Raw genomic sequence first — 24,598 nt, forward strand, 5'->3', positions numbered from 1 at the left:
CCTTTAGTCGATTTTATTTTTTACCACTTGAGCCATTAGTTCAGCTTCCACTGCTACGCTATCTCCTACATAGCCATAGCCTTGCATATGTACAATCCCTCTGCGGATGGGTTCTATCAGTTCTATTTTAAAGATGAGCGTATCTCCTGGTATTACTTTTCTTTTAAATCTCACCTTATCGATTTTCATAAAATATGTAGAGTAGTTTTCTGGGTCTGGAACGCTTGCCAACACCAAAATTCCTCCCGTCTGTGCTAGAGCTTCTATCTGCAATACTCCTGGCATCACAGGTTCTTTAGGAAAATGCCCCACAAAAAATGGCTCATTAAGCGTTACATTTTTCAGCCCTACCACGTGAGAATCTGAAAGCTCTAAAACTTTATCTATCAACAAGAAAGGATAACGATGTGGCAACAGCTTCATAATACCATTGATGTCAAAAACTGGCTCCTTGGTCAAGTCAAAATCGGGAACATTTTTCTTTTTGAGCATTTTCCAATGGCGGTTGAGTTTTTTAGCAAATTGAGTATTCACAAAATGCCCTGGCTTATTTGCCAAAACTTTTCCTTTAATCTTAACGCCTACCAATGCCAAATCACCTATTACATCTAATAGTTTATGCCTTGCAGCTTCATTAGGATAGTTCAAAGTGAGGTTATCTAAAATTCCATTAGGACGAATGGAAACATCATCTTTTCCGAAGGCTTCTTTCAGCTTTTCTGCAGTCTCTGGCGTCAATTCTTTATCCACATATACAATGGCATTAGAAAGGTCTCCCCCTTTGATAAGCCCTGCATCTAAAAGCATTTCTAGCTCGTGCAGGAAACTGAATGTACGGGCTGAAGAAATCTCCTCTTTAAATTCTGAAATATCCTTGATGGAAGCATTTTGAGTACCTAGTACTTTGGTGCCAAAATCTACCATTGTGGTTACTTCATAAGTATCTGAAGGGATGATGGTAATTTCAGAACCTGTATTAGGGTCTATGTAATTCATCACTTCTTTTATCACCAGATATTCCCTTGGGGCTTCTTGCTCTACTATGCCTGCCTTCTCTATTGCCTCTACAAAATATTTTGATGAGCCATCCATAATGGGAGGTTCTGCACTATTCATCTCAAGATAGGCATTATCTATATCACACCCCACCAATGCAGCCAATAGATGCTCGCAGGTATGGATTCTTACGCCTAATTTTTCCAGTGTGGTACCTCTTTCGGTAGTGGTAACATAGTTAACATCGGCTTCTACCTGTGGATTACCTTCCAAATCGGTTCTTACAAACACAAAACCCGTATTTTCTTTAGCGGGTTTTATGGTGAGTGTTACTTCTTTTCCTGTATGCAACCCAATTCCCGATAGGGATACTGGTTCTTTCAGGGTTTTTTGCAAATCGCTCATTAGTTTTATCTTTATGAGATTTTATTTTAAGTTTTAAAAACAAAAAAAACTATGCCTCTTTATCTCTCCTTTCTAAAGCTTCCAATCGTTTCACAATCTCTGTAAAGTTTCTGAAATGCACATAGTTTCTTCTATAATCGCTGGCACTAATGGCAGGCGAGCCGTAGAGAATTTCACCATCTTTGGTATTGGAATTCACACCACTCTGAGCCTGAATTTTCACTTGATTGCCAATATTAATATGCCCTACAATCCCCGTCTGGCCACCAATCTGATTCCAATCACCAATAGTGGTAGAGCCTGCAATCCCTGCTTGGGCTGCAATTACATTATGCTTACCAATTTTTACATTGTGAGCAATTTGTATCAGATTGTCTATTTTAGTACCTTTTCCTATAATGGTAGAACCTATGGTGCCTCTGTCTATGGTGCAATTAGCTCCGATTTCCACATCATCTTCTATCACTACATTGCCCAACTGTGGTATTTTTTTGAACCCCTCAGCTGTAGGCTGAAACCCAAAACCATCAGAGCCCACTACTGTGTTAGAATGCACCACGCAATGGTCACCTATAACACAATAATCATAGATTCTAACGCCACTATAAATTTTACAATTTTTACCAATTTTCACATTCTTACCAATATAAACCTGCGGATAAATCTGAGAATCTGCCCCTATTTTCACATTTTCGGAGATGTAAGAAAAACTGCCTATATAGAGATTTTCTCCTAAAACTGCCGTTTCGTGGATTTGAGCATTGGCTTCAATACCTGATTTCCTCCCTTGCATCTCAGCATAGAGGTTCATCAAAACCTGAAAAGAAAGATAGGCATCTTCCACCGCAATGATGGTGGCTGGATAAGATGTTTTGGTAAGCAACCTCTCAGAAACGATAATCACCGAACATTCTGAAGTGTCTAAATAATGCGAAAACTTATCTTGGGCAATGAAAGACAAAAACCCTTTTTCACCATTTTCTATTGGCGAAACCCCTGTAATCAATGCGTTTTCATCACCTATTATCTTACCATTGATGAAACTTGCAATTTGTGACGCTGTAAATTCCATAGTATGCAAAGATAAGAAATTATGGTATTACAACTATCTTTTTATTCTACAAATAGTTTTTTTTCTATAACTTTCCATCAATTTCTAAACGAAACATCCTCAGTCTATTTCTCTTGGATAAAATAAAATATACTTGGTATGCCTTTCGGTAATGGAGGAAGCAAGAATCTGACCTTCAAACTGTTCCAAAGCAATAGTAGCTCCGTTTTTGTCTAACAAATGTATGGGTTGCTTGGTAGCATTATAAGGTAATAAGCTCCTTGAAATCTGCTGTACTACCCTTTCTCCATCTTTAATCCCAAAGACTTCATTGGTTTTAACAATCTTATCCTGAACAAAATCCTCCGAAAACGGATGAGAGGCAATCAGAGTTTTAGGCAATCTCCTTTTTATTAATGCTTTACAAAAGTATGACAACTGAAAATCATCATTATACTGCCACGCTTTCATTGCTTGTATCACATCATTATCATCCAACTCTGTAAAGCGTAAAATATCCTCTTGCGTAGCTACAGCTGTTTTGTTTTTTTGTAAAAAGTAACTCAGATGTTCTGGTGCCGGCAACGAAACACCCGATAGCGTTAGTTCTTTCGCCCTACTCAAAACCTTTACCAAAGCGTATTCTGCCAATGCTGCGGTTTTATGGTAATAGACTTGCCAATACATCAGCATCCGTGCTATAAGGTAGTTCTCTATGGAATAAATCCCTTTGGCATCTACCACAAGGGCATCATCTGAAACATTGAGCATTGAGATAATCCGCTCGGTATTGACATTCCCCTCTGATACTCCCGTGAAAAAACTATCGCGTTTCAGATAGTCCATCCTATCCACATCCAACTGCGAGGAAATCAATTGATTGAAAAACTGACGGTGGTATTTCCCTTGAAACATCTCTATCGCCATAGAAAGTTCTCCACGAAATTCCTCATTCAGCTGATTCATCAGCAGCAAGGACAGTTTCTCGTGATGCCAATCTTCCATCAGCATATTTTCCAATGCGTGAGAAAACGGCCCGTGCCCTATATCGTGCATCAATATCGCCAGCATTGCCGCTTGCTCTTCTTCTTTAGAAATCTTTACACCTTTCAGTTTCAGCGTTTCCAAAGCGGTAAACATCAGATGCATTGCTCCAATGGCGTGATGAAATCTGGTATGGGTGGCACCAGGAAAAATCAGATTGAGAAGTCCTGTTTGCCCTATCCTCCGAAGTCTCTGGAAATAAGGATGCTCTATGACATCAAACAATATTTCAAAAGGAATTTTTATAAAACCGTGTACGGGGTCGTTGATGATTTTGAGTTTATTCTGCACGAAAATAGTTTTATCCGAATGCAAAGTTAAGGAAATTAAGCCCAAAAGAGGAAAGCTAATATTTTGACTTTTATTTTAAAATCAGTTTTACAGCTTTATCCAGCTCTATAGGATTGTTTCGCTTGAGCATTCTTTTTTGAACCATTTTATTAGCTTCTTCAATATCCACTTTTTGTCCGTTGTTATCCGTAATAATATTTGATTTGCTATCCAAATCTTTGAGTGGATTAGTAAAATATTCCAACTGAAGTTTTTGCCATCTTTTTTCTGAAATCTCAATTGGTGAAGTATTGCCCCACGGCGAATTTTTCTCTACAATATAAGTAGTATCGTAAGTCTGTGGATAATTAATATTTTTCACGAAACTGAAATGATAATCGCCTTTGCTATCCTTTACCTCCAAGATAAGCCCTGGCAGTTGCTGAAACTTATAAGGCCCCTGCGGAAAAGGAATATCAGGGCAAAACCACGCTTCCCACTGTCTACCACCAAATTCTGTAGTAGCTTTCTGAACACTATATTCTCCTATGCTTTTCTTTTCGGGGAGTATATTCCAGTTTTGCACATCGGTAGTTTTTACCAAATAATAAAAAATAGGCGAGGTGGTATGGTAATTATAATTCTCATTAGATCCCACTTTTCTTTTTAATCTCACCTCAAAATCCCCACTCATTTTTGGAGGCACTTTATTGAGTTTCGCTAAAGAATCTACCACATACGCACTATGAGGATAAAACTTTACTTCCTCTTTTGAAATGTCTAAAATTGCAACATCTTTCTTCATCTCATTAGATAAGGAGTCTGGTCTAAAATACACATCATAATAAAAATGATAAGACTGAGCTGTAACACCTCCAAATATCAATAATAATACAATAATGAATATTTTTCTCATAATTTACAATATAAACAGCGTTACAAATATGGAAAAACAAATCCAAATACACAAGTAAAATATGATTTTTTTCATATCACAAAATTTGCTTTTTACACAATAATTAAAATCACACTTCAAAAGAAAGGAAGAGCACATCATCAGTTCAAAATTTATTTCTATAATCAAAATCCGGATTTAACCATTTTTTAACGCTTTATTTTATTTTTTTACATTAAAGTTAAGAGAATTTGGTCGTACTTTTGTTTCAATATGAAAAACAAAGGATTTCTTCAAAAAAATCCTTTGACCATTTTAAATAAAAAAATCAAACTATGGCAGGTAAAATATTATGGATAGATGACGAGGTAGATTTACTGAAACCTCACATCGTTTTTTTAGAAAAGAAAGGCTATGAAGTAACACCCATCAACAATGTAAACGAAGCATTAGAGCTATTAGAAACCGAAAAATTTGCCTTGGCATTATTAGATGAAAATATGCCTGGCATCTCTGGCATTGAAGCCATCCCAATGATTAAACAGAAAGACAACGCTGTGAAAATAGTGATGGTGACCAAAAATGAGGAAGAACATATTATGGAACAAGCCATTGGCTCCGAGATTTCAGATTATATCCTGAAGCCCGTGAACCCCAATCAGATTCTCCTATCCTTAAAGAAAAATCTACACGAAGACCACCTCGTAGAACAAAAAACCATTTTGGAATATCAGCAAGAGTTTCGCAATCTGAGTATGGAGCTTTCTTACCTCAATTCTTATCAAGACTGGGCAGAGTATTACAAGAAAATCCTTAATTGGGAAATCAAATTTGACCGCGTGTTTGATAGCGAGTTTGCAAACCTGCTCCAATCTCAAAAAGAAGAAGCCAACATTCAGTTTGCCAAATTCATCGAAAGAAACTATGAAGATTGGCTCAACAGCAATGATAAACCAATGATGAGCCATACCTTATTTAAAGACAAGGTAAAACCAGAAGTGGAAAAAGACAAAGTCCTACTCCTGATGATTGATAACCTAAGGTATGACCAATGGAAAGTGATAGAACCTCTCTTTGCTAAGTTTTACAACAAGGTTTCGGAAGATTATTATTACAGCATTTTACCTACGGCAACACAATACGCTAGAAATGCCTTTTTTGCAGGACTGATGCCTTCCGAAATAGAAAAACGCTTCCCCGAAAAATGGTTTAATGACAATGAAGAAGGCAACAAAAATGAATTTGAAAGAGATTTCTTGGAAGACCAAATGAAAAGACTTGGACTGCAATCCAAATCGATGAAATACCTCAAAATCCTTAATGCCGATTTTGAAAGAAAAATCTTGGATGATTTTAACCAACATAAGAACAATGACTTATTGGTAATCGTGTATAACTTCATTGATATCCTTTCGCACGCCAAGACCGATAACTCTATTGTGGACCAACTGATTAGAGATGATAAAACCTTCCGTTCTCTCACCTACAATTGGTTTGAAAACTCTTCACTCCTTAAAATCATTAAAACTGCGGCAGAAAACGGTTTCAAACTGGTTATCACCACAGACCACGGAATGATTTATGTAAAAAAACCTAGCAAAGTGGTAGGCGATAGAGAAACCTCTACCAATATCCGATACAAAACAGGGCGAAGCCTTACTTATGAAAACTCTGATGTTTGGGCAATTAGCACTCCAGAAAAATTGTTTTTACCCAAAGGAAACATCAGCTCCAAGTATATTTTTGCTAAAAACAATATCTTCTTGGCATACCCTAAGAACTACAACCATTTTGTAAATTACTACAAAGAAACTTACCAACACGGGGGCATCTCTCTGGAAGAGTGCATCATCCCTATTAGCATCTTAGAACCCAAATAGTTTTTTTTCATAGTTTATTTTGTTTTTGGGTTCATCTGCGGAGAAAATCTGAAGGTTTTCTCCGTTTTTTTTTATCCCATTTTCAAATCCCCATAAAAAGCAATATTTTTGACGAATGAAAATCATCAGTTATAATGTTAATGGCATTCGTGCCGCATTCACCAAAGACTTTTTAGGCTGGCTAGATGCTGCCTCACCAGACATCATTTGCATACAAGAAAGCAAAGCAGGTATAGACCAAATAGATGTAAAATCATTAGAAAACCTTGGCTATCATAGCTATTGGCATTCCGCCATTAGGAAAGGCTACTCTGGCGTGGGCATTGCTTCTAAAGTAGCTCCTAAGCAAGTAATCTACGGTTGTGGTATAGAGCAATACGATTCCGAGGGACGAGTTATTAGAGCAGATTTTGAAGACTTTTCAGTGATCTCCGTTTATGTTCCTTCAGCTTCCAATATAGAGCGATTGGATTTTAAGATGCAATTTTGCTACGATTTTCTCCATTACATCAAAGAATTAAAAAAGACCATTCCCAACCTCATTATCTCTGGAGATTTTAACATCTGCCACAAAGCCATTGACATCCACAATCCCGAGGGCTTGAAAAATACCTCTGGATTTCTACCAATGGAAAGAGAATGGATGACGCAGTTTATAGAAGAATGCGAACTGATTGATAGTTTTAGATTTTTTAATGACCAACCCGATAACTACTCTTGGTGGAGTTACCGCCAAAATTCTAGAGCCAGAAATAAAGGCTGGCGGTTGGATTACCATTTCGTATCCCATTCATTGAAAGAACACCTTAAAAGGGCAGCCATCCTCAAAGAAGCTGTACACTCAGACCATTGTCCAGTTTTAGTAGAGCTATAAAAAAAACGCCTCCAATTGAATTGGAGGCGGGTTTAACACATTTTTTTAATCCACTACTTGATACTCTATAGGCATCGTCCCCTTACCAAGATCTCCGATTTCATCAAATGCGGCTTTGGAAAGATCCAACGCTCTTGAAGAATGGAACGGCCCTCTATCATTAATGGTAACCACTACGCTTTCCCCGTTTCTAAGATTGGTCACCCTCACCTTTGTCCCAAATTTTAGGGTTCTATGAGCTGCCGTAAACTTGGAATTGTGAAAAATTTCACCGCTTGCAGTTCTTTTACCATTAAACTTGTCGTGATAATACGACGCATAACTTGTTTTTACCTCATCATTTTCATTGGCACTGTATTTGAAAGAATACAAACCAAGAGCTGAAATCATCATTATGATTACGAGAATTCCTCTTTTCATCACTTTGAATATTTTTATTGGTTTTGACGGGGCAAAGGTAAACTCCCAAAGTTTTAGCCCAAATTATTTTAGTTAAGACCCCTTAATAAAATCTTAATATTTTGTTAAAAATAAGGCTAAAACAATGATTTTAAGTATATTAAAGATATTGTTAAAAAATGTTAAAATTAAAACCTCTGATGTTAATTTTTTTAACTTTTACAATTAAAAATATCGGGACAACTTAAAGTAAAAACACTGACCATCAGTATTTTAAAATATAATTAACGCTTGAAGCCTAACTTTAAACTTTCAACCTTAACCTTTGAACCCAGAACCTCGAATGTCTCTTTTATTCAAATTTTAGTACAAACATCAAGGCTCTACTTTGGGCTGTAGCGATAGCAGATGCCCAATAAGGCGGTGTACCAAGGTTATCTTTCACCAATTCATTATTAAACATAAAGGTTCCTCTGAAACCTGGAGTGAGCTTGAACCTGCCGAAGTAAAACTGCATTCCTATCTCGGCACTCCAGCCGAAATTGTGAGTAGTGGTACGGAAAATTCCATTGGCATTGTCGTCTTCAGAACCTTGGTTGGATTGTAGATTGACAAGGTAATTGATCCCTGCTGCGGCATAAGGGCGAGAGTTGTACCAGCGATTGCCGTGATATTCCAAAAGCAGAGGGATGTCTATATAAGTGGATTTTACATTTCGGATTTTATTGGCGGTCTGAGACATATCAAAATATCCCACTCCTGTAGCATCGCTAAGATTGTTTTGGGTATTGAATGTGAGTTCCCTTTGCACAAATTGTAATCCTGGTTCTATTCTTAAATCCAAAGATTCGTTAAGCCTCATTTTTCCAATAAGCCCAGCTCCAAAACTATAATCCCCTTTGGATTGCACTGCGTTTTTATCCCCATCCATCCCTAGTTTTGGGTCTAAAACTAATTTATAATCGTAATGATTGGCAGCAAGGAAAAATCCCCAACTGAACTTTTTATCATCAAAGCCTTCCAGTCTATCCATACGGTCTTTGGTACGAAAAAGATTCTGTGCATCAGCCAATGTTGCTGTGCAGAATGAAGCTAAAAGGAAGGTTTTCAAAAGTGTTTTTGTCATAATTGTTTAAACTTCTATTTCTTTTATAGTTCTTTTGTCTTGAAACAAAAGAACCAAAAATTCAAGACTCGAGATATTTTTGCTAAAAATCAATTTCTTTCGCTAAAATTTTTGAACTTGCTCGTTCCTCGCTCAAACACCACAAATTTTTTAACGCTCAATAATTGATTTTCTTAACGCAAAATATCCAAAGGTCATTTTTTTTCAATAATTAACTGTAAAATTTACTCCATAAACAAGTTTAAACAGTTTTATCATTTATTTGCTTGCTTTATAGATGGTTGCAATACCCAAACTTAGTTTTTTGTATTCTACGGATTTAAAACCTGTATCCAAAAGGATTTGTTTCATCTTTTCTCCGTATGGAAACGCATTGACCGAATCGGGTAAATAGGTGTAAGCCCTATTGTCTTTGGAAACCAAACGCCCAATCATTGGCAAAATATTTTTGAAATAGAACATATAAAATGGTGCTAAAAAGCCTTCCACCTTAGAAAATTCTAAAATATAAACGCTTTTGCCTTCTTTTACTACTCTTCTTAATTCTGCCAAACCTTTGGTGAGGTTTTCAAAGTTTCTTACCCCAAAAGCAACGGAAACGGCATCAAATTTATTGTCTTCAAAAGGTAAATTTTCTGCATCGCCCTTCATCATAGAGATGCTGTTTTGCAGGTTTTGTTTTTTTACCTTTTCTATGCCCACATTCAGCATTTGCTGGGAGAGGTCTAGCCCCACAATATTGGCTTTAGTGCCTTTGTGTACCGCAATGGCAAGGTCTCCTGTCCCTGTAGCAACATCTAAAACCAGCTGTGGTTGGTCTTTATTCATCCATTTTACCAAAGTTTCTCTCCACAGTACATCGATCTTCATAGAAAGTACGTGATTGAGCAAATCATACTTTGGAGCGATATTATCAAACATATCTTCTACCTGGCTTTTCTTGCTGGCATCGGTGTTATATGGTGTTACTTGCTGTTTCAAAATATTATAGATTGTAATAGTTTTTGTAATAATTTAAAAAATCTTGTTTTCTGAAAATTTTGGTGCGAGACTCTATCTTTTGGATATTTTTAATCACTTTATCATAGTCTTCGTCTATATTATAATAGAAATCTTCTGTGTAGAGTTTATTGAAATGTTTTGGTTCTCCGTAGTAGGTTTTCCCATCAATCAAGGTGCTGCCCATTGTCTGTAAAAGGGAATCTTTATTGAGGTTATAACCATAGTATTGACGGTGGGTGTAGTAATCAGCGTGGGTGATATTAATAAGACCTCTCAGTTTGTTCACTGTAAAAGCGGAGTCATATAACATCTGTTTTTTGTCATTAAACACTTGTATGGAGTTTTTCCCTTGGTTTAAATCTACTTTTAAAAACTGTCCCGAAGATAAAATCTTTTCTTCGCCATTATTAATTTTGAAATAATAAGTTTCTGGAGTAGGATTATCTACCAGATAATAGTTTTCTTTTTCCAATAGCCAAAAATAAAAGGCAAAGGAGAGTACCGCTATCAGTACTGCGACTACAAAACCAAAAAGAGCAGGGTTTTTCTTCATTATAATGGATGATAAATTGCACGGCAAATTTAATAATTATTTTTCGTTTGGCTGGGATTGCATATTAATTCTTAACTTTGTAGCCTGAAATAAATCAAGACTTAGAAGTTTAAAAATATGCCAAATACTATTATCATAGGCTCAGGAAGCTACTTGCCAGAAAGAATCGTTGATGGGAAACACTTCGCAGATTCTATTTTCTACGATGATAATTCTGAAAGAATTGAAAAACCAAGCGAGGAAATCGTACAAAAATTCATAGAAATTACCGAAATTGAGAAAAGAAGGTATGTGAATGATGGTGAGATGAACTCCGATATTGCTCTGAAAGCCGCTCAGCAAGCCATAGATGATGCAGGCATAGATAAAGAAACTCTTGATTACATTATCTTTGCTACCAACTTCGGTGATATTGATATCAATGGACAGATGAGCTTTATGCCATCGCTATCTGCTACACTCAAGCATAAGCTGGGTATCAAAAATCTGAAATGTGTTACTTATGATATGATATTCGGTTGTCCAGGTTGGGTAGAAGGGATGATTCTTGCTGATACTTTAATCAAATCTGGCACAGCTAAAAATATCCTTGTAGTGGGCTCTGATACTCTAAGCAGAACTACCGACCCATACGATAGAAACAAAATGATTTTTGCTGATGGTGCTGGGGCAGTAGTGGTTACGGCTACAGAACAAGAGAATGTAGGTATTGTTTCCAAAAATACGCTTTGCTATAACAATGAGGAACTTTGCTTCTTGGAAACTTCGGCTTCTCTTAATCCTGAAACCGACCAAACCCGAAGATACATCCGTATGCGTGGTAGAAAAATCTATGAATTTGCCCTAAAAAATGTTCCCGATGCAATAAAGCAAACCATAGATGATGCAGGCATTAGTATAGAAGCTATTGATAAAATTCTACTGCATCAGGCCAATGCTAAGATGGATCACGCCATTATTGCAAGACTCTTTAAGCTTTACAAAATAAAAGACTATGACCACGCTGTAGCACCTATGACGGTGCAAGAATTCGGAAACTCTTCCGTGGCTACTGTACCTACAATGTATGACCTGATTAAGCGAGGAAAATTGGGTAATCATACATTCCAAGAGCAAGGCTATAGCCTCTTTGCATCTGTAGGAGCAGGGATGAACATCAACGCGTTTGTATATAGAAAACCATAAAAATTTAATGATTGAAAGATTAAATCAACTGATAAATACATATTTTACATATCTGATTTTTTTTGTCATTAGATGATTTAATCTTTCAATTCTAGCTTATGAAACAAAACTTTTTTATTCTTATAGGTATATTTTTCCTATTAGAATTATATGTCTATCAGGCGTTCAAAACTTTGGTAGCAAATTCTTATGGCAGAGTGGCTTACATTACAGTCACTCTCGCTATTTATGGGCTGGTGAGTTATAATCTTACTCTTCTTAATAAAACATCGGAAACCCATAGGTTATACATTGTAACGACGCTGTTTTTTGTAGCCATTGTACCGAAAATTCTCGTTACGCTATTCCTTTTAGTAGATGATATTAGTAGGGTGTTTCAGTGGATATTCCTGCGAATATCCTCCACAGAAACCCACTATCCCGAGAGACGAAAATTCCTCAGTCTTTTAGGGCTTGGTACGGCAGGTATTATCTCTGTATTGGTACTAGATGGGGTGGTCTTTGGGAAATATAGGCATAAGGTGCGAAAAGTAAAACTTACCATTCAAAACTTACCGAAAAGCTTTAAAGGCTATAAAATCATTCAGATTTCCGATGTTCACTCGGGGAGTTTTTCTAATCCAGAAAAGCTAAGAGGTGCCATCAATCTCATCAATGGGCAAAATGCAGATTTGGTTTTATTCACGGGTGATATGGTGAATAACGAAGCTACAGAATTTGCTCCAATGGTAGATTTATTTAAATCTATCAAAGCCAAAGATGGGAAATTTTCCGTTTTGGGAAATCACGATTATGGCGAATACATCCAATGGGAATCTCAAAAGGCAAAAACGGATAATTTACAATATCTGATAGATTTGCAAACGCAAGCGGGGTTCCAACTTCTGAGAAATGAACACCGAGCGATTGAAAAAAATGGTGAACGCATTTATATTTTAGGGGTTGAAAACTGGGGCTTGAAGCCTTTTCCACAGTATGGAGACTTGGATAGAGCCGTGGCTGGCGTCCCCAAAAATGCTCCTAAAATCCTGATGAGCCACGACCCTACCCACTTTGATGAAAAAGTAAAACAACACCCCGCCGATATTGCCCTTACCCTTTCTGGGCATACCCACGGGATGCAGTTTGGCTTAGACCTCAAGAACCATCGTTGGTCGCCCGTGCAATACCGCTATCCTAAATGGGCAGACCTCTACGAAAGCAATGGCAAATATCTGTATGTGAATAGAGGCTTTGGGGTGATAGGATTCTCTGGCCGCGTAGGTATGCTGCCAGAAATTACTTTGATAGAATTGCAATAAAAATTTGCAAGTAATAAAAAAAGCCCTACCTTTGCCCCCATTCTTATGACACACAATATCCACACATTACGACAAAAAAATGTAAAAAACTACCCAAATAATTTGGTAGTTTCGGATAATTGTGTAAACACACACACACACACACACACACACACACACAATCTCACCGTCGCTATACCTTAGTATAGACGCGTGCCTGTGCGTATTTTACAAAAATAATTTTGAAATAACAAATAAGCCCAAAAAATATTTTTTGGACAACTATGCTATCCCAATGTGGTTTTCTCTGAAAACTGCATTGGGCTTTTTTTGTTTCCTTTTTGCTTCAGCCTTCTGTTTCCTAAAGGGAAACAATATGATAAAAGGGTTAGAGGTGTTAGGACTTCTATTTTTTACGGAATATAAACGGGGAAATATTTCCCTTTTCAAAACTAATCAATCCCACACTAATGGACATTTCGAGAAGGAAAAATCTGATTTTTCGTTCGTGTTTAAAATGTTTAATAAAAGTTGTGTGCAGAGATGTCTATGTGGGATTGATTTTACAAGAATAAAGAAAAATATTAACAAACAACAACGTAATAACTTAATTATTAATTTTTAAAAACAAGAAAAGAGATGAAAAAGATCATTACATCTAGCTTCGTGTTGGCAAGTGTATTGGCACACGCCCAAGAGGGAACAGTAGGGATTAACACAATGAATCCCAAAGCAACATTGGAGGTTCAGCCTAGTACAGTCAACCTCACAGGAACAACCAATGAGGGGCTTTTAATCCCAAGATTGAGCAAAGAAAGAGTAGCAAAAATGGCTAACCCAGAAACTTCTACATTAGTTTATGTAAACGAGGCTACTACCTACACTACAGGTACAGATACAGCAGCGGATACAAGAGTAGAGAATATAGATGCTGTAGGCTTCTACCACTACAATGGTACACAATGGGTAAAACATTTGGATACCAATGATTCCGAGTGGGTATACGATGCGGATACCAATAGGGTTAACCTAAAGAGAAGCGGAAGTGGAGATTTTAAGAATAAAGTTTTTTATGATATACAAACTGGACAATTAGTTAATATTGATGATGAGCAAAATATTAGGGAGTTAGAGTTTATGGCTAATGATTCATCAGTTAGTGTTGTAGAAAAAATAAAAACCCTAGATGAAAAAGAAAGATATAGAAACTATACATATACGGAAACGAAAAACATGCCTATTTCTAAAAATATTAATGGTACAGGTGTTACTTATAAGCGTATGTCTAGTGCTAATATGACCGTGTCTTCAGGAGAAACAGTTCCTCATATTCAAGGTGATGTCAATTATATTAATGTACCTTTAGACAATAGTAACGATTATACATCTTTTTATAATTTAGGTAGAGAGATTAATCTCTTTGGAAGCGGTAGCATTGTTAATGCTGCGGCTAGCTCTTCTGCTGTTAGAACTGGAAACGGACATATTAGTAACTTTGTGACAGGTCATTTATCCACGGTAGGGGTATATGGAACAGGTTCTTCTAATCTAGTTCGTGCTTCATTCAATAGAATTCAGTTTCAAAGTTCAGAAGGTGCTATGGTGGATTCTTCAGCAGCTGGTTTTTTTGGTTCTGAATCAGCAAGTTTTGATAATACATTGATTAAAAATTATAATGGAATTCAAATATCTTCTTTTAATAATTCTAAAAATTCAGGGGAGGGGATCTATATGGCAGGTATTCATAATAATATTACTTTAAATACTAAAACAAAATATAATGATATGTACGGTATTTATACAAGATCCGCAGTAATAACGGAGACAGCAACGAAACCAACTAACAATTACGGTCTTTATATAGCAGATGTAACAGGAGGAGAAACACTTAATAGAGCTATCCACACAGAAGCTGGAAAAATCCGTTTCGGAGATTTAGCTAATACTTCCGCTACAGCAGATAGAGTGGTAACCGTAGATAGAGATGGGGTACTGAAAACAGGAGAAACAGTAACCAACACTGTAAAATTAGCAACTACAACTTCTGTTACCTGTGATGCTACGACTACAGGAACAATGAACTTTGGCACAGTAACTATTAATAGTAACCAAACAGAAGCCTTCGGATTCTGTATGAAAAACTCCGCAGGAGAATACAAATGGTATTACATCTACGGAGGTGCTGGGATTACTACAGGTAGTGGTGCTTTTGGTACAGGACTATAATTATCATTAGGAGGCTGTCCGAAAAGTTTTGGACAGCTCTTTTTTTTGATAATTTTACTCGTACCCTTCTAAAGGGTATTCAAATATTCAATTCTCACACGGTTGGTCAAACTTTTCGGACAGCCTCTTGTTTGTAGTGCAGGACTATCTCTGTCAAAAAGTGTTTTTTCGAGTATTTTTTTTGCTATCTTTTTTAACGCAATTTCCTTGATTAATATCGATTTCTACCGCCTTATTGGAAGTCAAAACGATGATTTCATTTTTGAGAATGTCGTGGTCTTTTTTCATCGGGGAGGTCTCGTTCTTCGAGGCTTTGGGATTTCATCAATTAGTTTCGAGCTTTTCAAATATGCGACATTCTCAGGCAACTTTTATTTTAAAAATTTTGGATAGTTGTGCTAAAGAATATAGAAATCGGACAAAAACTATCTTCCAATTTCAAAAAAATCCCTGTGCAATTTGATTTCGGATATACTTTTACGAAAGCATTTTTTGAGCAAAGTTTGTTCGAGACATTTTCCAACCAACAAAATCTAAAATTATCTTTAGGTTTGAGAACAACCATCAAAAAAGAATGGATTGGAAATATCCTCGGTGAATATCTCATCCAAAAAACACAACAAAATACATTAAAGAATTTTCTTTTAGGAGGGCAAATTTCTTACAGAAAAGAAAACTCGGCTTTTGAGTACAATGTATTGTTCAATAATGTTCTGAATCTTAACTCTTTTAGGTATATTAATAGTTCCGTAAGTTTGCTAGGAATAGAAGAAGCTTCCATAACAGCTTTGCACGGTTACATAACAGGCGGAATGAAATTTTACTTTTAAAAAGTACAAAAATTATGACTACAGCTAACATCGGTGACCGTTGCACAACTTCTATTTTTAGGTGATTTTGAAAAAAAAACTGATGAAAATCGACCTCTTTTAATCCGACTTTTAATGGGGTTGTCCTAAGTGGCTTTAGCCAAATTAAAAACCCTTTCTGATGGTAAGTTTTATTGTTTTCTTGTTTTATTTTGCGTGGAAATAGGGTTACTAAAGTTTTGCTTATTTCTTTCAATAGGGTCGGGTTTTAACCCGACTTCTAAGATAATTTATCCAAAAGGCTTTAGCCAAATTAAAAAAAAATTGCTAAGTTTAGCACCATTCCAAGCGGGAAATGATGTTATTGCTTACAGCTTAAAGCCTACTGCATAATTGAGGTTTAAGGAAAATAACTTCTCATAAAAAGATAATTTTTGCAGTTTTTACTAAGAATTAAATGCTTAGTTTAATTAAAATTTCCTATTTTTGCCCATCAAAAAAAATTTAATAAAACAATATTTTAATATAATGAAGGTTACAGCACAAAATCACGATGAGGTAAGTGCATTACTTACAGTTACAATAGACAAAGCTGACTATAAAGACAAAGTAGAAAAGCAGCTACATCACTATGCTAAAAATGCTCAGATTCCTGGCTTTAGAAAAGGTAAAGTGCCAATGAGTATGGTGAGAAAGCAATACGAGGCTCCTGCTTCTTTTGATGAAATCAATAGACAAGTTTCTGAAGCATTGAACGGCTATGTACAAGAGAACAACCTAAGATTGGTAGGACAGCCTGTACCAGTTCCAGTTGATGATTTAGACCTTAATGCAGAGCAGATTTCTGTAGCTTTTGAAGTAGGCTATGAGCCAGATTTTAAAGTTGATTTAGCGAAATATGAAGCACCTTATTTCAAGGTAGAAGCTTCTGATAAGGAAATCAACCAAAGCATTGAAAATATGCAAAAAAGATTTGCAGAAAGAGAAGAACAAGAGAAAATCGGTAAAGATTCTTTTGTAACACTTCAGGTATCGCAAATCGTAGAAGAAAATGCAGAAGGTGAGCACAACCACCATCCAAAAACAGTCTCTGTAAACAATGAAACTAAAGAAGTTTTCGAGCTGGTAAAGAAATTGAAAAAAGAAGAAACGGTAAAAGTTTCTAAAGCAGATGTTCAGGCTAATGAAGAATTGGCAAAGCAACTTGGATTCTCAAAAGCAGAAGCAGAGCACCTGCACCACGATGAGCTTGAAGTAAAAGTATTGGATATCTATAAACTTAATCTACACGAACTCAACCAAGAGTTGTTCGATAAAGTATATGGAGAAGGTAATATCTCATCTGAAGAGGAATTGAGAAACAAAGTAAAAACTGAATTAGATGAATACTTCCAGCAGAATGCGGATGTTCACTTTGTAAACAAGATTTTGGAGCAAGTGAACGAAAAAGAAGAGGTAAAATTACCAGAAGCATTCCTTGTGAAATGGTTAATGTTCTCTAATCCAAACATCCAAAGCGAAGAGCAAGCTAAAGAAATCTTTGAAGCAGAGAAAAACCAAGTGAAAGCTCAGATCATCGAAGGTAAATTGATGAACGATAACGAAATCAAGATAGACTATGCAGACGTCTTGGCTCAAGCAGAGCAACTTGTGAAAAACCAATTGGCAATCTACGGTATCCACCACCTTCCAGAGGAAGAAATCCAAAAATATGCGGTAGAAATGCTGAAAGAGCAAGAGCAAGTAAGACAGATTTCTTCTGAAGTAGCGATGACTAAGTTGAAAGATGCCATCTTGGAAAAAGCAACTAAAAAAGAAACTGCCATCTCTCACGATGAGTTTTTGGAAGAATTGAAAAAATAAGAATTATTCAATAGATAAAACTCCCCGATTGAAGTCAATCGGGGAGTTTTTTATCATTACATATTATTACGCAGTAGGCTTTAAGCCGTAAGCTTTCATTCCAATGGGATAGATTTTATAAATACCTTTTGGAAATTTCGTCAATTGATAATGTATCAACAAATTAAACTACGAAATATCTTTTCAAAAGCTTATCTGGATTAAAACTATTTTGCCCCAAATTCTTTTTCCCATTCTTCGGCAGCTTCAGAAAGAACGGTATAAAATGCATCGCCATACTTTCTTATTAGCGGTGTTTTTAGAAATTGATAAACGGGTACTTTCAGCTCTTTTCCCAGTTGGCAAGCATCATTACAGATATTCCACTCGTGATAGTTGAGCGCCGTGAAGGTAGAATATTCTGTGATGCGGATAGGGTAGAGGTGGCAAGAAATGGGTTTTTGCCAATCTACCGCACCCTCTTCATACGCTTTTTCTATGCCACATTTGGTAACGCCTTTTTCATCAAAAATCACATAGGCACATTCGGCACCGTTGACCATTGGGGTTACAAAATCACCATCCATAGGATCTATGGTCCAAGTCCCTTGCTCTTCCAATGCTTTAACGCCTTCAGGGCGGAGGTAAGGCTTTACTTTATCAAAAATGTTTTCTAAAATTTGGGTTTCTTCCTTATCCAAAGGAGCACCTACATCGCCTTCTACACAGCAGGCACCTTTGCATTTAGAAAGGTTACAGACAAATTCTTCAGAGAAAATGTCTTCGGAGATAAGTTTATCTTCTATTTGAATCATTGTATATTAAATTATAAACTAATTGAAAAATATGATGTTTTAAAAATTATTAAACAGATTAAAATGACCCACAGCCCCAATTCTTGCATCCAATATTTAGGAAAATGCCTCAGCATACGGCTTAGGATAATGCTAGCGGGAAAAGCCATCAGCAATAGATATTGGTAATGATTGCCCATATACAGCACAATGGTAATGAGCTGAGCCACCGTGAAAATCAAGAGAAAAGTGTATTTGAATCGGCTAATAGGACTTTTTTCATTAAAGTGATTAAAGTGGTCTATAACGGCATAAATCATCATTACCAAGATGGGCACCAGGCTATAGAGTGGTGTAAGGTCTGTAAAGGTCTTTCCGATATGAATCGGTAGATAGGCCTCATCAAAGGTGGTATAACCTATGAAAAACATTAAGGATAAGTAGGATAAAAATACCATAGCCCACCCTAAAAATAACCTGAAAATATTGAGGGCAATTTGCCGTGAAGTGGCTACAATATGCAGTAAAACAAATAAGAGCATTGGCCAAGTGGTGGGCAGAAAGATATAATTGACCGCTAAAATAGAACCTACCAAGACATAAGAACTTTTGCTGAAATCTCCTTCTGGCTTAGTGAGAAGCAGTAATAAAAAAGAATTGGTGAGCAAAGACATCGCAATGCCAATGTCCAAATGATTGGGATAAAATGCAAAAATGAAAAAAGTATATAAAAATAAAGGTAAGTGGGTATGATAGGTGAGGTCAATCTGATCAAAAACGAAATAAGCGAGGGCAACCCCGAAAAACATAATGACCGCGGAAATCCAATGTAAATAATTGAAATTAAATACATTAAATAAAATAACGATACCCAGAAGAAAAATGATATAAATTGGAATTGAAAAAATATTGCTCTCTTTTGAAAGTAATTTAAACATTTTTTATAAATTTGTGCAAAGTTAATTTAAAAAAGGAAAACAATGACATCTTTCTGGTTATTCTTGAGCGATCTATTTAAGTGGAGTTTCAATTTCTACGATATTTTTGGATATGTACTCAATTGGATTCTTTTCATCGTGGCATCGGTATTGTTCATCTATTGGTGTTGGGAGCTTATCGTTCCTTTGGGAAATAATAAGGATAAGCAGTACAAGTCTCCATCTAAAGAGATCCGCCCATACTACGATCCTAGCATTATGAAAAGAGATTAATAAATCCTGAGGATTGTAAAAAGATAAAAAATACCATTTGCAAGTTTTGCGAATGGTATTTTTATTTGGACAAAGTAATCAATCATTTAATCACCGTGGCAAGGGACTACCAGCACTGGGATAGGAGAGGTCTTGGTAAGTTCTTTGGTAAGACTTCCTACAAAAACATCATAGATACCACTTCTCCCGTGGGAGCCCATTACAATATAATCGGCATTTTTATCTCTGGCATATTCCAAAATAATATCCTTGGCAATGCCTTGTTTCAGATAATGCTCACAGTCTACCCCTTGGGCAATAATGCGTTGCTGCAAGGTATTGAGTTGTAGCAATTCTTCTTTTATCTCATTTTGCTCTACCTCTGGAAAATACTGAAACCCCATATCTCCGATGGCGAAGCCAATGTCCGATGGTGTTACGTGGATAAGGTGTAGTTTACCATTGGTTTTTTTTGCAAAATCTACCGCTCCGTCTAGCAATTTATCTGTAGAATCAGAAAAATCAACTGGCAAAATAATTCGTGTCATAATTAAAGGTTTTTAGTGATTTGTTTTTCCTCCCTTAAAGGTACAACTTTTCACGGAAATAGCCAAGAAAAGGAAAATAAAAAAGTCCACCCATCGGGGCGGACTTCTTTGTGGTATCGAAAAGTCATTATTATTTATTCGCTACAATGTTGATTTCCAAATCTACATCTGGTGAAATCATCCAATCTTTAGGGGCACCTTCTGTACCATAAGCCAATCCCCAATCTTGTCTGTTGATGGTGATTTTGGATACTACGCTTATTTGGCTATCGGTAACATCTACTTTTGCTGGGAATGTTACATTTACCGTTTTATCCTTGATGGTAAGGTTACCACTCACGGTTTTATTAGCTCCCTCTACTTTGCTGGCATCGGTTCCTGCGGCAAGGTCTTCTACTTTAGTGATGGCAAATTTCACATTAGGATATTTGGCAACATCGAAGAAATCAGCAGATTTTAGGTGTGCATCTAGGTCTGCAGAGGTCTTACCATCGCTCATTGCAGGATCTACGGCTGCAGGGTCTGTAGTTAGGGTATTGATGTCTGATACCAATTCCCCAGAGGTAAGTCCTGATGCTTCAGCGAAAAGGCTCCCTGATACTTTGGTAGTACCATATCTAGGATTAAGACCACCTTTGTGGTAAGCTTTCCAAAGAATAGAGCTGGCATCGCTATTAACGGTAAACGCATTTCCTGTTTGTTCTGCCACGGTTTGTTCTGTAGCAGTAGTTACATTATCGGTTTTGTTTTCTTTACAAGAAACGATGAATAAAGCAGCAGAAAGTGCTAATACTGAAAGTTTTTTCATAATGCTAATTGATTTTTGTTATAAAAAATGATGGTGCAAATTTAGAAACTAAAATATTAGATTTCATTGATGTATGATAAGAAATGTAGAAATGCAATTTTTTTATCTTTTTAGGGAATAACCCTTTCTGTCAATAAAAATCTGGAAAGGGAAGCTTGAGCTGTATGGAGATTTGTTTTTGTTCCTGCGTATTGAGGTTGGATAGGGAAAGCCCCAAAAGGCGTATGGGCTTGTCATAAGGGCGTAGTTCCCATAGTTTTAGAGCAGTTTCGTAGAAGTCTTGGGCATTTTCGTAGTAGAACTCTTGCGTTTTACTTCTGGTGAAAACGGAGAAATCTTTGTATTTGATTTTCAGAGTTAGGGTCTTGCCTTTAATGTTTTTATTACTGATGCGATGTTCTAACTGCTCACTAATGTTTTGCAACTGATGAAAAACGGCTTCTTCGTCCAAGAGATTATCCCAAAAGGTTTCTTCTACCCCTACACTTTTGGCAATTCTCACGGGTTTTACCTCGCTGGTGTGTATCCCTCTCACTACATTGTAGTAGTAAATTCCAGCTTTTCCAAATAGCGATTGCAATTCTTCCAAGGATTTTTCTTTCAGGTCTTTCCCCGTGAAGATATGTTTTTCGTGCATTTTATTGGCAGTCACTTTCCCTATGCCGTAGAATTTTTCTATGGGCAATTGCTCCATAAAGCTATGGATTTGGCTGGGATGGATGGTTTTTTGTCCATTGGGCTTATGGTAATCTGAGGCTACTTTTGCCAAGAATTTATTAATGGAAATTCCTGCAGAAGCCGTGAGCCCTGTTTTTTCAAATATTTTTTGACGAATTTCCCTTGCGATTTCATTAGCAGAGGTCATTCCTTTTTTGTTTTCGGTAACATCTAGATAGGCTTCATCTAAGGAAAGAGGCTCTACCAAATCGGTATATTCATAGAAGATATCTCGGATTTGTTGGGAAATTTCTTTGTATCGCTGGAATCTTGGTTTGATGACAATGAGTTGAGGGCATTTTTTCAGTGCCATTTTACCAGGCATAGCAGAGCGGATGCCGTGGGCTCTGGCTTCGTAGCTTGCGGCTGCCACTACACCATATTCACCGCCACCCACACATACGGGTTTTCCACGCAGCTCAGGATTATCGTGCTGCTCTACCGATGCAAAGAATGCATCCATATCAATATGGATTATTTTACGGTGTTGCACGCTGGGAACAGTGGTTATTGTAAATTATTAATGGTTAATGATTAGTTGTTAATTTTGAACGATTTAAACATCGAATATCAAACCTCATTAGACCATTAATAATTTACAATTGATAATTAACCATTAGCCATTAATAATTCTTAATCAAGCCTTTTACGATGGTAATTACTTTTGGCATTGCTTTATCTGCAGCGGCTAAAACCTCGTCGTGAGAAACGGTGTAGGCAATTTCTGGCCCACCCACATCGGTAATAATGGAAATCCCGAAGCAATCCATCCCCTGATGTTTGGCAACAATCACCTCTGGTACAGTACTCATACCTACCGCATCGCCTCCCACAGCACGCACCATTCCGTATTCTGCTGGGGTTTCAAAGGTAGGCCCCTGCAGGGCAAGGTAAACGCCCTTGTGGTAATCTATGCTGGCTTCTTTGGCTACATTTTCAGCGATTTCCAGCATTTTCTTACTGTAAGGCTCGCTCATATCTACGAAACGAGGTCCAAATTCATCTAAGTTTTTACCACGCAACGGATGCTCTGGCATCATATTGATGTGGTCTGAAATCATCATAATATCAGCTACTTTGAAGTTAGGATTTACTCCACCAGAAGCATTAGAAACGATAAGATTCTTAATGCCCAACAAATGAAATACACGGAATGGGAAAGTCACAGTATTCATATCGTGTCCTTCATAATAATGGAATCTGCCACTCATCATCAGCACTTTTTTACCTTCCAAAGTACCATAGATAAGCTTTCCGCCGTGTCCTACTACTGTAGTCTGAGGGAAATTGGGAATATCCTTATAATCAATAGTATGGATAGCATCTACCTCGTGTTTCAATGCCCCTAGACCAGAGCCTAATACGATGGCGAAATCAGGTGTATCTTGAATAATATTTCTGATGTAATCTGCAGTTTGTTTAATTTTTTCTAACATAGTCTAAAACAATTTGATTAAACTCTTCTTTCTTATCAATTTCAATATTGATAGGCCAATAATAAACCAACTCTCTGAGATAGTCAAAGGTTTTTAAACGCACATAGTCTTTCTCTGTGGTGAGAATCAGTTTGTACTCGCCTAATTTCTTATACTCTGCAATGATGTTTTTCACATCTTGCTCGGTAAAGTGATGATGGTCTTTAAACTTGAGATGCTTTACCTTTTGAGAAAACTTAGCAAGGTGTTTCAGCAGGGGAGTAGGATTGGCAATCCCTGTGATGAGCAAAATGTCGTAGTACGCCAAATTGTTATCAGGTAAGGTTTTCTGCAGTGTATTGCCAAAGATATTTTCATCATAAGTGACGGTAGAAAAAAACACTTTCTGATAGTGCAGAGGTTTAATTCTGGAAATATAGTATTGTTTATGCTCTTCGGTTAAGTTTTCTGGGCATTTGGAAACCATAATCACATCGGCTCTTCTGGCACCGCTTCTGCCTTCTCTTAGGTCACCTGCAGGGAGTACAAAGTCTTTGAAATAAGGGTCGTAATAATCCGTCATCAGAATATTGAACCCCGCTTTTATGGCACGGTGCTGCATAGCATCATCCAAGATGAGGACATCCAAATCCATATCTTCAATGATTTTCTTGGCTCCGGGCACTCGTTGTTCCGAAACGCCTATCACAAAGCGGTTTTTGAAGCGTTCAAATAATTGCATTGCTTCATCACCTACAGTTTTGAAATTGCTATCATAGTTGGTAATACCATAGCCTTTGGTTACCCTGCCATAGCCTCTGGAAAGCACGCCTGTGCGGTATTGTTTGGATAATAAATCCGCAAGATACATTACCATAGGCGATTTTCCACTGCCGCCCACAGAAAGATTGCCCACATTGATGATGGGGGTTTTGAATTTTGTAGATTTAAAAATCCCTAAATTATAACAGGCGTTTCGTATGCTAACTACCAAGTGATAACCTAAGGAAAAGGGGTAAAGAAACCATCTTTTCACTAAGCGTATTTTTTTATTGTTGTTAATTTTTCAGGGCTACAAAATTAAGGTTTTTTGTGAAATTAATGAGGGGAAAGAGCAAAGAAAAAAGTCATAAGTGGGAAAGTATTGTGTCGCTTTTTTTTATTCTGAAAAGGTATGAAAAAAAAGGAAGCTTCTAATCGAGCAAAACGAAGCTAGGTTTTGGGTAAAATGAAGCTTGGTTTTGGATGAAACGAAGCTAGGTTTTTAGTGAAACTAAGCAGGATTATTC

24 protein-coding genes are annotated in these 24,598 nt (G+C 36.9%); 9 read left to right on the top strand and 15 right to left on the bottom strand.

Annotated elements, in window-relative coordinates:
* Nucleotides 1–3 precede the first annotated feature (3 nt).
* From ACFFUE_RS07530 to ACFFUE_RS07545, 4 genes are all read right to left on the bottom strand, one after another.
* On the bottom strand, nucleotides 4–1,401 hold the full coding sequence (locus ACFFUE_RS07530) for a bifunctional UDP-3-O-[3-hydroxymyristoyl] N-acetylglucosamine deacetylase/3-hydroxyacyl-ACP dehydratase (protein WP_376834088.1): 1,398 nt from the start codon (nucleotides 1,399–1,401) through the stop codon (nucleotides 4–6).
* 49 nt (nucleotides 1,402–1,450) lie between these two features.
* Nucleotides 1,451–2,473: a UDP-3-O-(3-hydroxymyristoyl)glucosamine N-acyltransferase gene (gene lpxD / locus ACFFUE_RS07535; RefSeq protein ID WP_376834090.1), complete on the bottom strand. Its 1,023-nt coding sequence runs from the start codon at nucleotides 2,471–2,473 to the stop codon at nucleotides 1,451–1,453.
* 99 nt (nucleotides 2,474–2,572) lie between these two features.
* On the bottom strand, nucleotides 2,573–3,787 hold the full coding sequence (locus tag ACFFUE_RS07540; RefSeq protein ID WP_376834092.1) for an HD domain-containing protein: 1,215 nt from the start codon (nucleotides 3,785–3,787) through the stop codon (nucleotides 2,573–2,575).
* A 70-nt stretch (nucleotides 3,788–3,857) separates the two neighbouring features.
* On the bottom strand, nucleotides 3,858–4,682 hold the full coding sequence (locus ACFFUE_RS07545) for a GLPGLI family protein (protein WP_376834094.1): 825 nt from the start codon (nucleotides 4,680–4,682) through the stop codon (nucleotides 3,858–3,860).
* 314 nt (nucleotides 4,683–4,996) lie between these two features.
* On the opposite strand from ACFFUE_RS07545, the gene porX reads away from it, so the two are divergent.
* Complete coding sequence (porX, locus tag ACFFUE_RS07550) at nucleotides 4,997–6,541, top strand: T9SS response regulator signal transducer PorX (protein WP_376834096.1); 1,545 nt, start codon at nucleotides 4,997–4,999, stop codon at nucleotides 6,539–6,541.
* Nucleotides 6,542–6,656: 115 nt separating this feature from the next.
* Nucleotides 6,657–7,415: an exodeoxyribonuclease III gene (locus ACFFUE_RS07555; RefSeq protein ID WP_376834098.1), complete on the top strand. Its 759-nt coding sequence runs from the start codon at nucleotides 6,657–6,659 to the stop codon at nucleotides 7,413–7,415.
* A 45-nt stretch (nucleotides 7,416–7,460) separates the two neighbouring features.
* Here ACFFUE_RS07555 and ACFFUE_RS07560 read toward each other — a convergent pair whose 3' ends face one another.
* The 4 genes from ACFFUE_RS07560 to ACFFUE_RS07575 form a co-directional block, all read right to left on the bottom strand.
* Nucleotides 7,461–7,838, bottom strand: a complete 378-nt coding sequence (locus ACFFUE_RS07560) for a septal ring lytic transglycosylase RlpA family protein (RefSeq protein WP_376834100.1) — start codon at nucleotides 7,836–7,838, stop codon at nucleotides 7,461–7,463.
* 328 nt (nucleotides 7,839–8,166) lie between these two features.
* Nucleotides 8,167–8,940: a type IX secretion/gliding motility protein PorT/SprT gene (gene porT, locus ACFFUE_RS07565; RefSeq protein WP_376834102.1), complete on the bottom strand. Its 774-nt coding sequence runs from the start codon at nucleotides 8,938–8,940 to the stop codon at nucleotides 8,167–8,169.
* A gap of 258 nt (nucleotides 8,941–9,198) precedes the next feature.
* Nucleotides 9,199–9,921: a bifunctional demethylmenaquinone methyltransferase/2-methoxy-6-polyprenyl-1,4-benzoquinol methylase UbiE gene (ubiE, locus tag ACFFUE_RS07570; protein ID WP_376834104.1), complete on the bottom strand. Its 723-nt coding sequence runs from the start codon at nucleotides 9,919–9,921 to the stop codon at nucleotides 9,199–9,201.
* Nucleotides 9,922–9,925: 4 nt separating this feature from the next.
* Nucleotides 9,926–10,495 (bottom strand): hypothetical protein, encoded by a 570-nt coding sequence (locus tag ACFFUE_RS07575; protein ID WP_376834106.1) that lies wholly within the window; start codon nucleotides 10,493–10,495, stop codon nucleotides 9,926–9,928.
* Between the two features lie 117 nt (nucleotides 10,496–10,612).
* Between ACFFUE_RS07575 and ACFFUE_RS07580 the strand changes: the two genes are divergently transcribed.
* From ACFFUE_RS07580 to ACFFUE_RS07605, 6 genes are all read left to right on the top strand, one after another.
* On the top strand, nucleotides 10,613–11,680 hold the full coding sequence (locus ACFFUE_RS07580; RefSeq protein WP_376834108.1) for a 3-oxoacyl-ACP synthase III family protein: 1,068 nt from the start codon (nucleotides 10,613–10,615) through the stop codon (nucleotides 11,678–11,680).
* A 98-nt stretch (nucleotides 11,681–11,778) separates the two neighbouring features.
* Nucleotides 11,779–12,981 carry a metallophosphoesterase gene (locus ACFFUE_RS07585; RefSeq protein ID WP_376834110.1) on the top strand — a complete coding sequence of 401 codons (1,203 nt, stop codon included), beginning with the start codon at nucleotides 11,779–11,781 and terminating at the stop codon, nucleotides 12,979–12,981.
* Nucleotides 12,982–13,599: 618 nt separating this feature from the next.
* Nucleotides 13,600–15,186, top strand: a complete 1,587-nt coding sequence (locus ACFFUE_RS07590; protein ID WP_376834112.1) for a phage tail-like protein — start codon at nucleotides 13,600–13,602, stop codon at nucleotides 15,184–15,186.
* 395 nt (nucleotides 15,187–15,581) lie between these two features.
* Nucleotides 15,582–16,016 carry a hypothetical protein gene (locus ACFFUE_RS07595; protein ID WP_376834114.1) on the top strand — a complete coding sequence of 145 codons (435 nt, stop codon included), beginning with the start codon at nucleotides 15,582–15,584 and terminating at the stop codon, nucleotides 16,014–16,016.
* A gap of 129 nt (nucleotides 16,017–16,145) precedes the next feature.
* A complete protein-coding gene (locus tag ACFFUE_RS07600) occupies nucleotides 16,146–16,388 on the top strand; it encodes a hypothetical protein (RefSeq protein WP_376834116.1) in 243 nt (80 codons plus the stop codon).
* A 135-nt stretch (nucleotides 16,389–16,523) separates the two neighbouring features.
* A complete protein-coding gene (locus ACFFUE_RS07605; protein WP_376834118.1) occupies nucleotides 16,524–17,858 on the top strand; it encodes a trigger factor in 1,335 nt (444 codons plus the stop codon).
* A 206-nt stretch (nucleotides 17,859–18,064) separates the two neighbouring features.
* Here the strand turns inward: ACFFUE_RS07605 and ACFFUE_RS07610 are convergent, their stop codons facing one another.
* Together ACFFUE_RS07610 and ACFFUE_RS07615 are read right to left on the bottom strand one after the other, a co-directional pair.
* A complete protein-coding gene (locus tag ACFFUE_RS07610) occupies nucleotides 18,065–18,652 on the bottom strand; it encodes a DUF3109 family protein (RefSeq protein ID WP_376834120.1) in 588 nt (195 codons plus the stop codon).
* An 11-nt stretch (nucleotides 18,653–18,663) separates the two neighbouring features.
* On the bottom strand, nucleotides 18,664–19,569 hold the full coding sequence (locus ACFFUE_RS07615) for a DUF6427 family protein (protein WP_376834122.1): 906 nt from the start codon (nucleotides 19,567–19,569) through the stop codon (nucleotides 18,664–18,666).
* A gap of 42 nt (nucleotides 19,570–19,611) precedes the next feature.
* Here ACFFUE_RS07615 and ACFFUE_RS07620 point away from each other — a divergent pair, with 42 nt between their 5' ends.
* Entirely contained in the window at nucleotides 19,612–19,842 is a 231-nt protein-coding gene (locus tag ACFFUE_RS07620; protein WP_376834124.1) for a hypothetical protein, read from the top strand.
* 86 nt (nucleotides 19,843–19,928) lie between these two features.
* On the opposite strand, the gene ACFFUE_RS07625 is transcribed toward ACFFUE_RS07620, so the two are convergent.
* The 5 genes from ACFFUE_RS07625 to lpxK form a co-directional block, all read right to left on the bottom strand.
* Nucleotides 19,929–20,369 (bottom strand): universal stress protein, encoded by a 441-nt coding sequence (locus tag ACFFUE_RS07625; protein ID WP_376834126.1) that lies wholly within the window; start codon nucleotides 20,367–20,369, stop codon nucleotides 19,929–19,931.
* Nucleotides 20,370–20,499: 130 nt separating this feature from the next.
* Nucleotides 20,500–21,177: a YceI family protein gene (locus ACFFUE_RS07630; protein ID WP_376834128.1), complete on the bottom strand. Its 678-nt coding sequence runs from the start codon at nucleotides 21,175–21,177 to the stop codon at nucleotides 20,500–20,502.
* Nucleotides 21,178–21,307: 130 nt separating this feature from the next.
* Nucleotides 21,308–22,357 (bottom strand): DNA polymerase IV, encoded by a 1,050-nt coding sequence (dinB, locus tag ACFFUE_RS07635; protein WP_376834130.1) that lies wholly within the window; start codon nucleotides 22,355–22,357, stop codon nucleotides 21,308–21,310.
* A 160-nt stretch (nucleotides 22,358–22,517) separates the two neighbouring features.
* Complete coding sequence (locus tag ACFFUE_RS07640; protein WP_376834133.1) at nucleotides 22,518–23,330, bottom strand: purine-nucleoside phosphorylase; 813 nt, start codon at nucleotides 23,328–23,330, stop codon at nucleotides 22,518–22,520.
* The gene (gene lpxK, locus ACFFUE_RS07645) at nucleotides 23,314–24,345 is read right to left on the bottom strand and encodes a tetraacyldisaccharide 4'-kinase (RefSeq protein WP_376834135.1); all 1,032 of its coding nucleotides are present in this window, start codon (nucleotides 24,343–24,345) and stop codon (nucleotides 23,314–23,316) included. The genes ACFFUE_RS07640 and lpxK overlap by 17 nt, the downstream gene beginning before the upstream one ends.
* Between the last annotated feature and the right edge of the window lie 253 nt (nucleotides 24,346–24,598).

Source organism: Bergeyella porcorum (genome assembly GCF_042427575.1).
Lineage (GTDB): Bacteria > Bacteroidota > Bacteroidia > Flavobacteriales > Weeksellaceae > Bergeyella > Bergeyella porcorum.

Excerpts from the sequence above, each read along its gene's own strand:
- ACFFUE_RS07625 (WP_376834126.1), bottom strand. The coding sequence starts at position 20,369 with ATGACACGAATTATTTTGCCAGTTGATTTTTCTGATTCTACAGATAAA.
- ACFFUE_RS07580 (WP_376834108.1), top strand. The coding sequence starts at position 10,613 with ATGCCAAATACTATTATCATAGGCTCAGGAAGCTACTTGCCAGAAAGA.
- lpxD (WP_376834090.1), bottom strand. The coding sequence starts at position 2,473 with ATGGAATTTACAGCGTCACAAATTGCAAGTTTCATCAATGGTAAGATA.
- ACFFUE_RS07590 (WP_376834112.1), top strand. The coding sequence starts at position 13,600 with ATGAAAAAGATCATTACATCTAGCTTCGTGTTGGCAAGTGTATTGGCA.
- ACFFUE_RS07530 (WP_376834088.1), bottom strand. The coding sequence starts at position 1,401 with ATGAGCGATTTGCAAAAAACCCTGAAAGAACCAGTATCCCTATCGGGA.
- porT (WP_376834102.1), bottom strand. The coding sequence starts at position 8,940 with ATGACAAAAACACTTTTGAAAACCTTCCTTTTAGCTTCATTCTGCACA.
- ACFFUE_RS07615 (WP_376834122.1), bottom strand. The coding sequence starts at position 19,569 with ATGTTTAAATTACTTTCAAAAGAGAGCAATATTTTTTCAATTCCAATT.
- ACFFUE_RS07640 (WP_376834133.1), bottom strand. The coding sequence starts at position 23,330 with ATGTTAGAAAAAATTAAACAAACTGCAGATTACATCAGAAATATTATT.
- porX (WP_376834096.1), top strand. The coding sequence starts at position 4,997 with ATGGCAGGTAAAATATTATGGATAGATGACGAGGTAGATTTACTGAAA.
- ACFFUE_RS07620 (WP_376834124.1), top strand. The coding sequence starts at position 19,612 with ATGACATCTTTCTGGTTATTCTTGAGCGATCTATTTAAGTGGAGTTTC.
- ACFFUE_RS07605 (WP_376834118.1), top strand. The coding sequence starts at position 16,524 with ATGAAGGTTACAGCACAAAATCACGATGAGGTAAGTGCATTACTTACA.
- dinB (WP_376834130.1), bottom strand. The coding sequence starts at position 22,357 with ATGGATGCATTCTTTGCATCGGTAGAGCAGCACGATAATCCTGAGCTG.
- ACFFUE_RS07630 (WP_376834128.1), bottom strand. The coding sequence starts at position 21,177 with ATGAAAAAACTTTCAGTATTAGCACTTTCTGCTGCTTTATTCATCGTT.
- ACFFUE_RS07545 (WP_376834094.1), bottom strand. The coding sequence starts at position 4,682 with ATGAGAAAAATATTCATTATTGTATTATTATTGATATTTGGAGGTGTT.
- ACFFUE_RS07585 (WP_376834110.1), top strand. The coding sequence starts at position 11,779 with ATGAAACAAAACTTTTTTATTCTTATAGGTATATTTTTCCTATTAGAA.
- ACFFUE_RS07575 (WP_376834106.1), bottom strand. The coding sequence starts at position 10,495 with ATGAAGAAAAACCCTGCTCTTTTTGGTTTTGTAGTCGCAGTACTGATA.
- ACFFUE_RS07610 (WP_376834120.1), bottom strand. The coding sequence starts at position 18,652 with ATGATTCAAATAGAAGATAAACTTATCTCCGAAGACATTTTCTCTGAA.
- ACFFUE_RS07555 (WP_376834098.1), top strand. The coding sequence starts at position 6,657 with ATGAAAATCATCAGTTATAATGTTAATGGCATTCGTGCCGCATTCACC.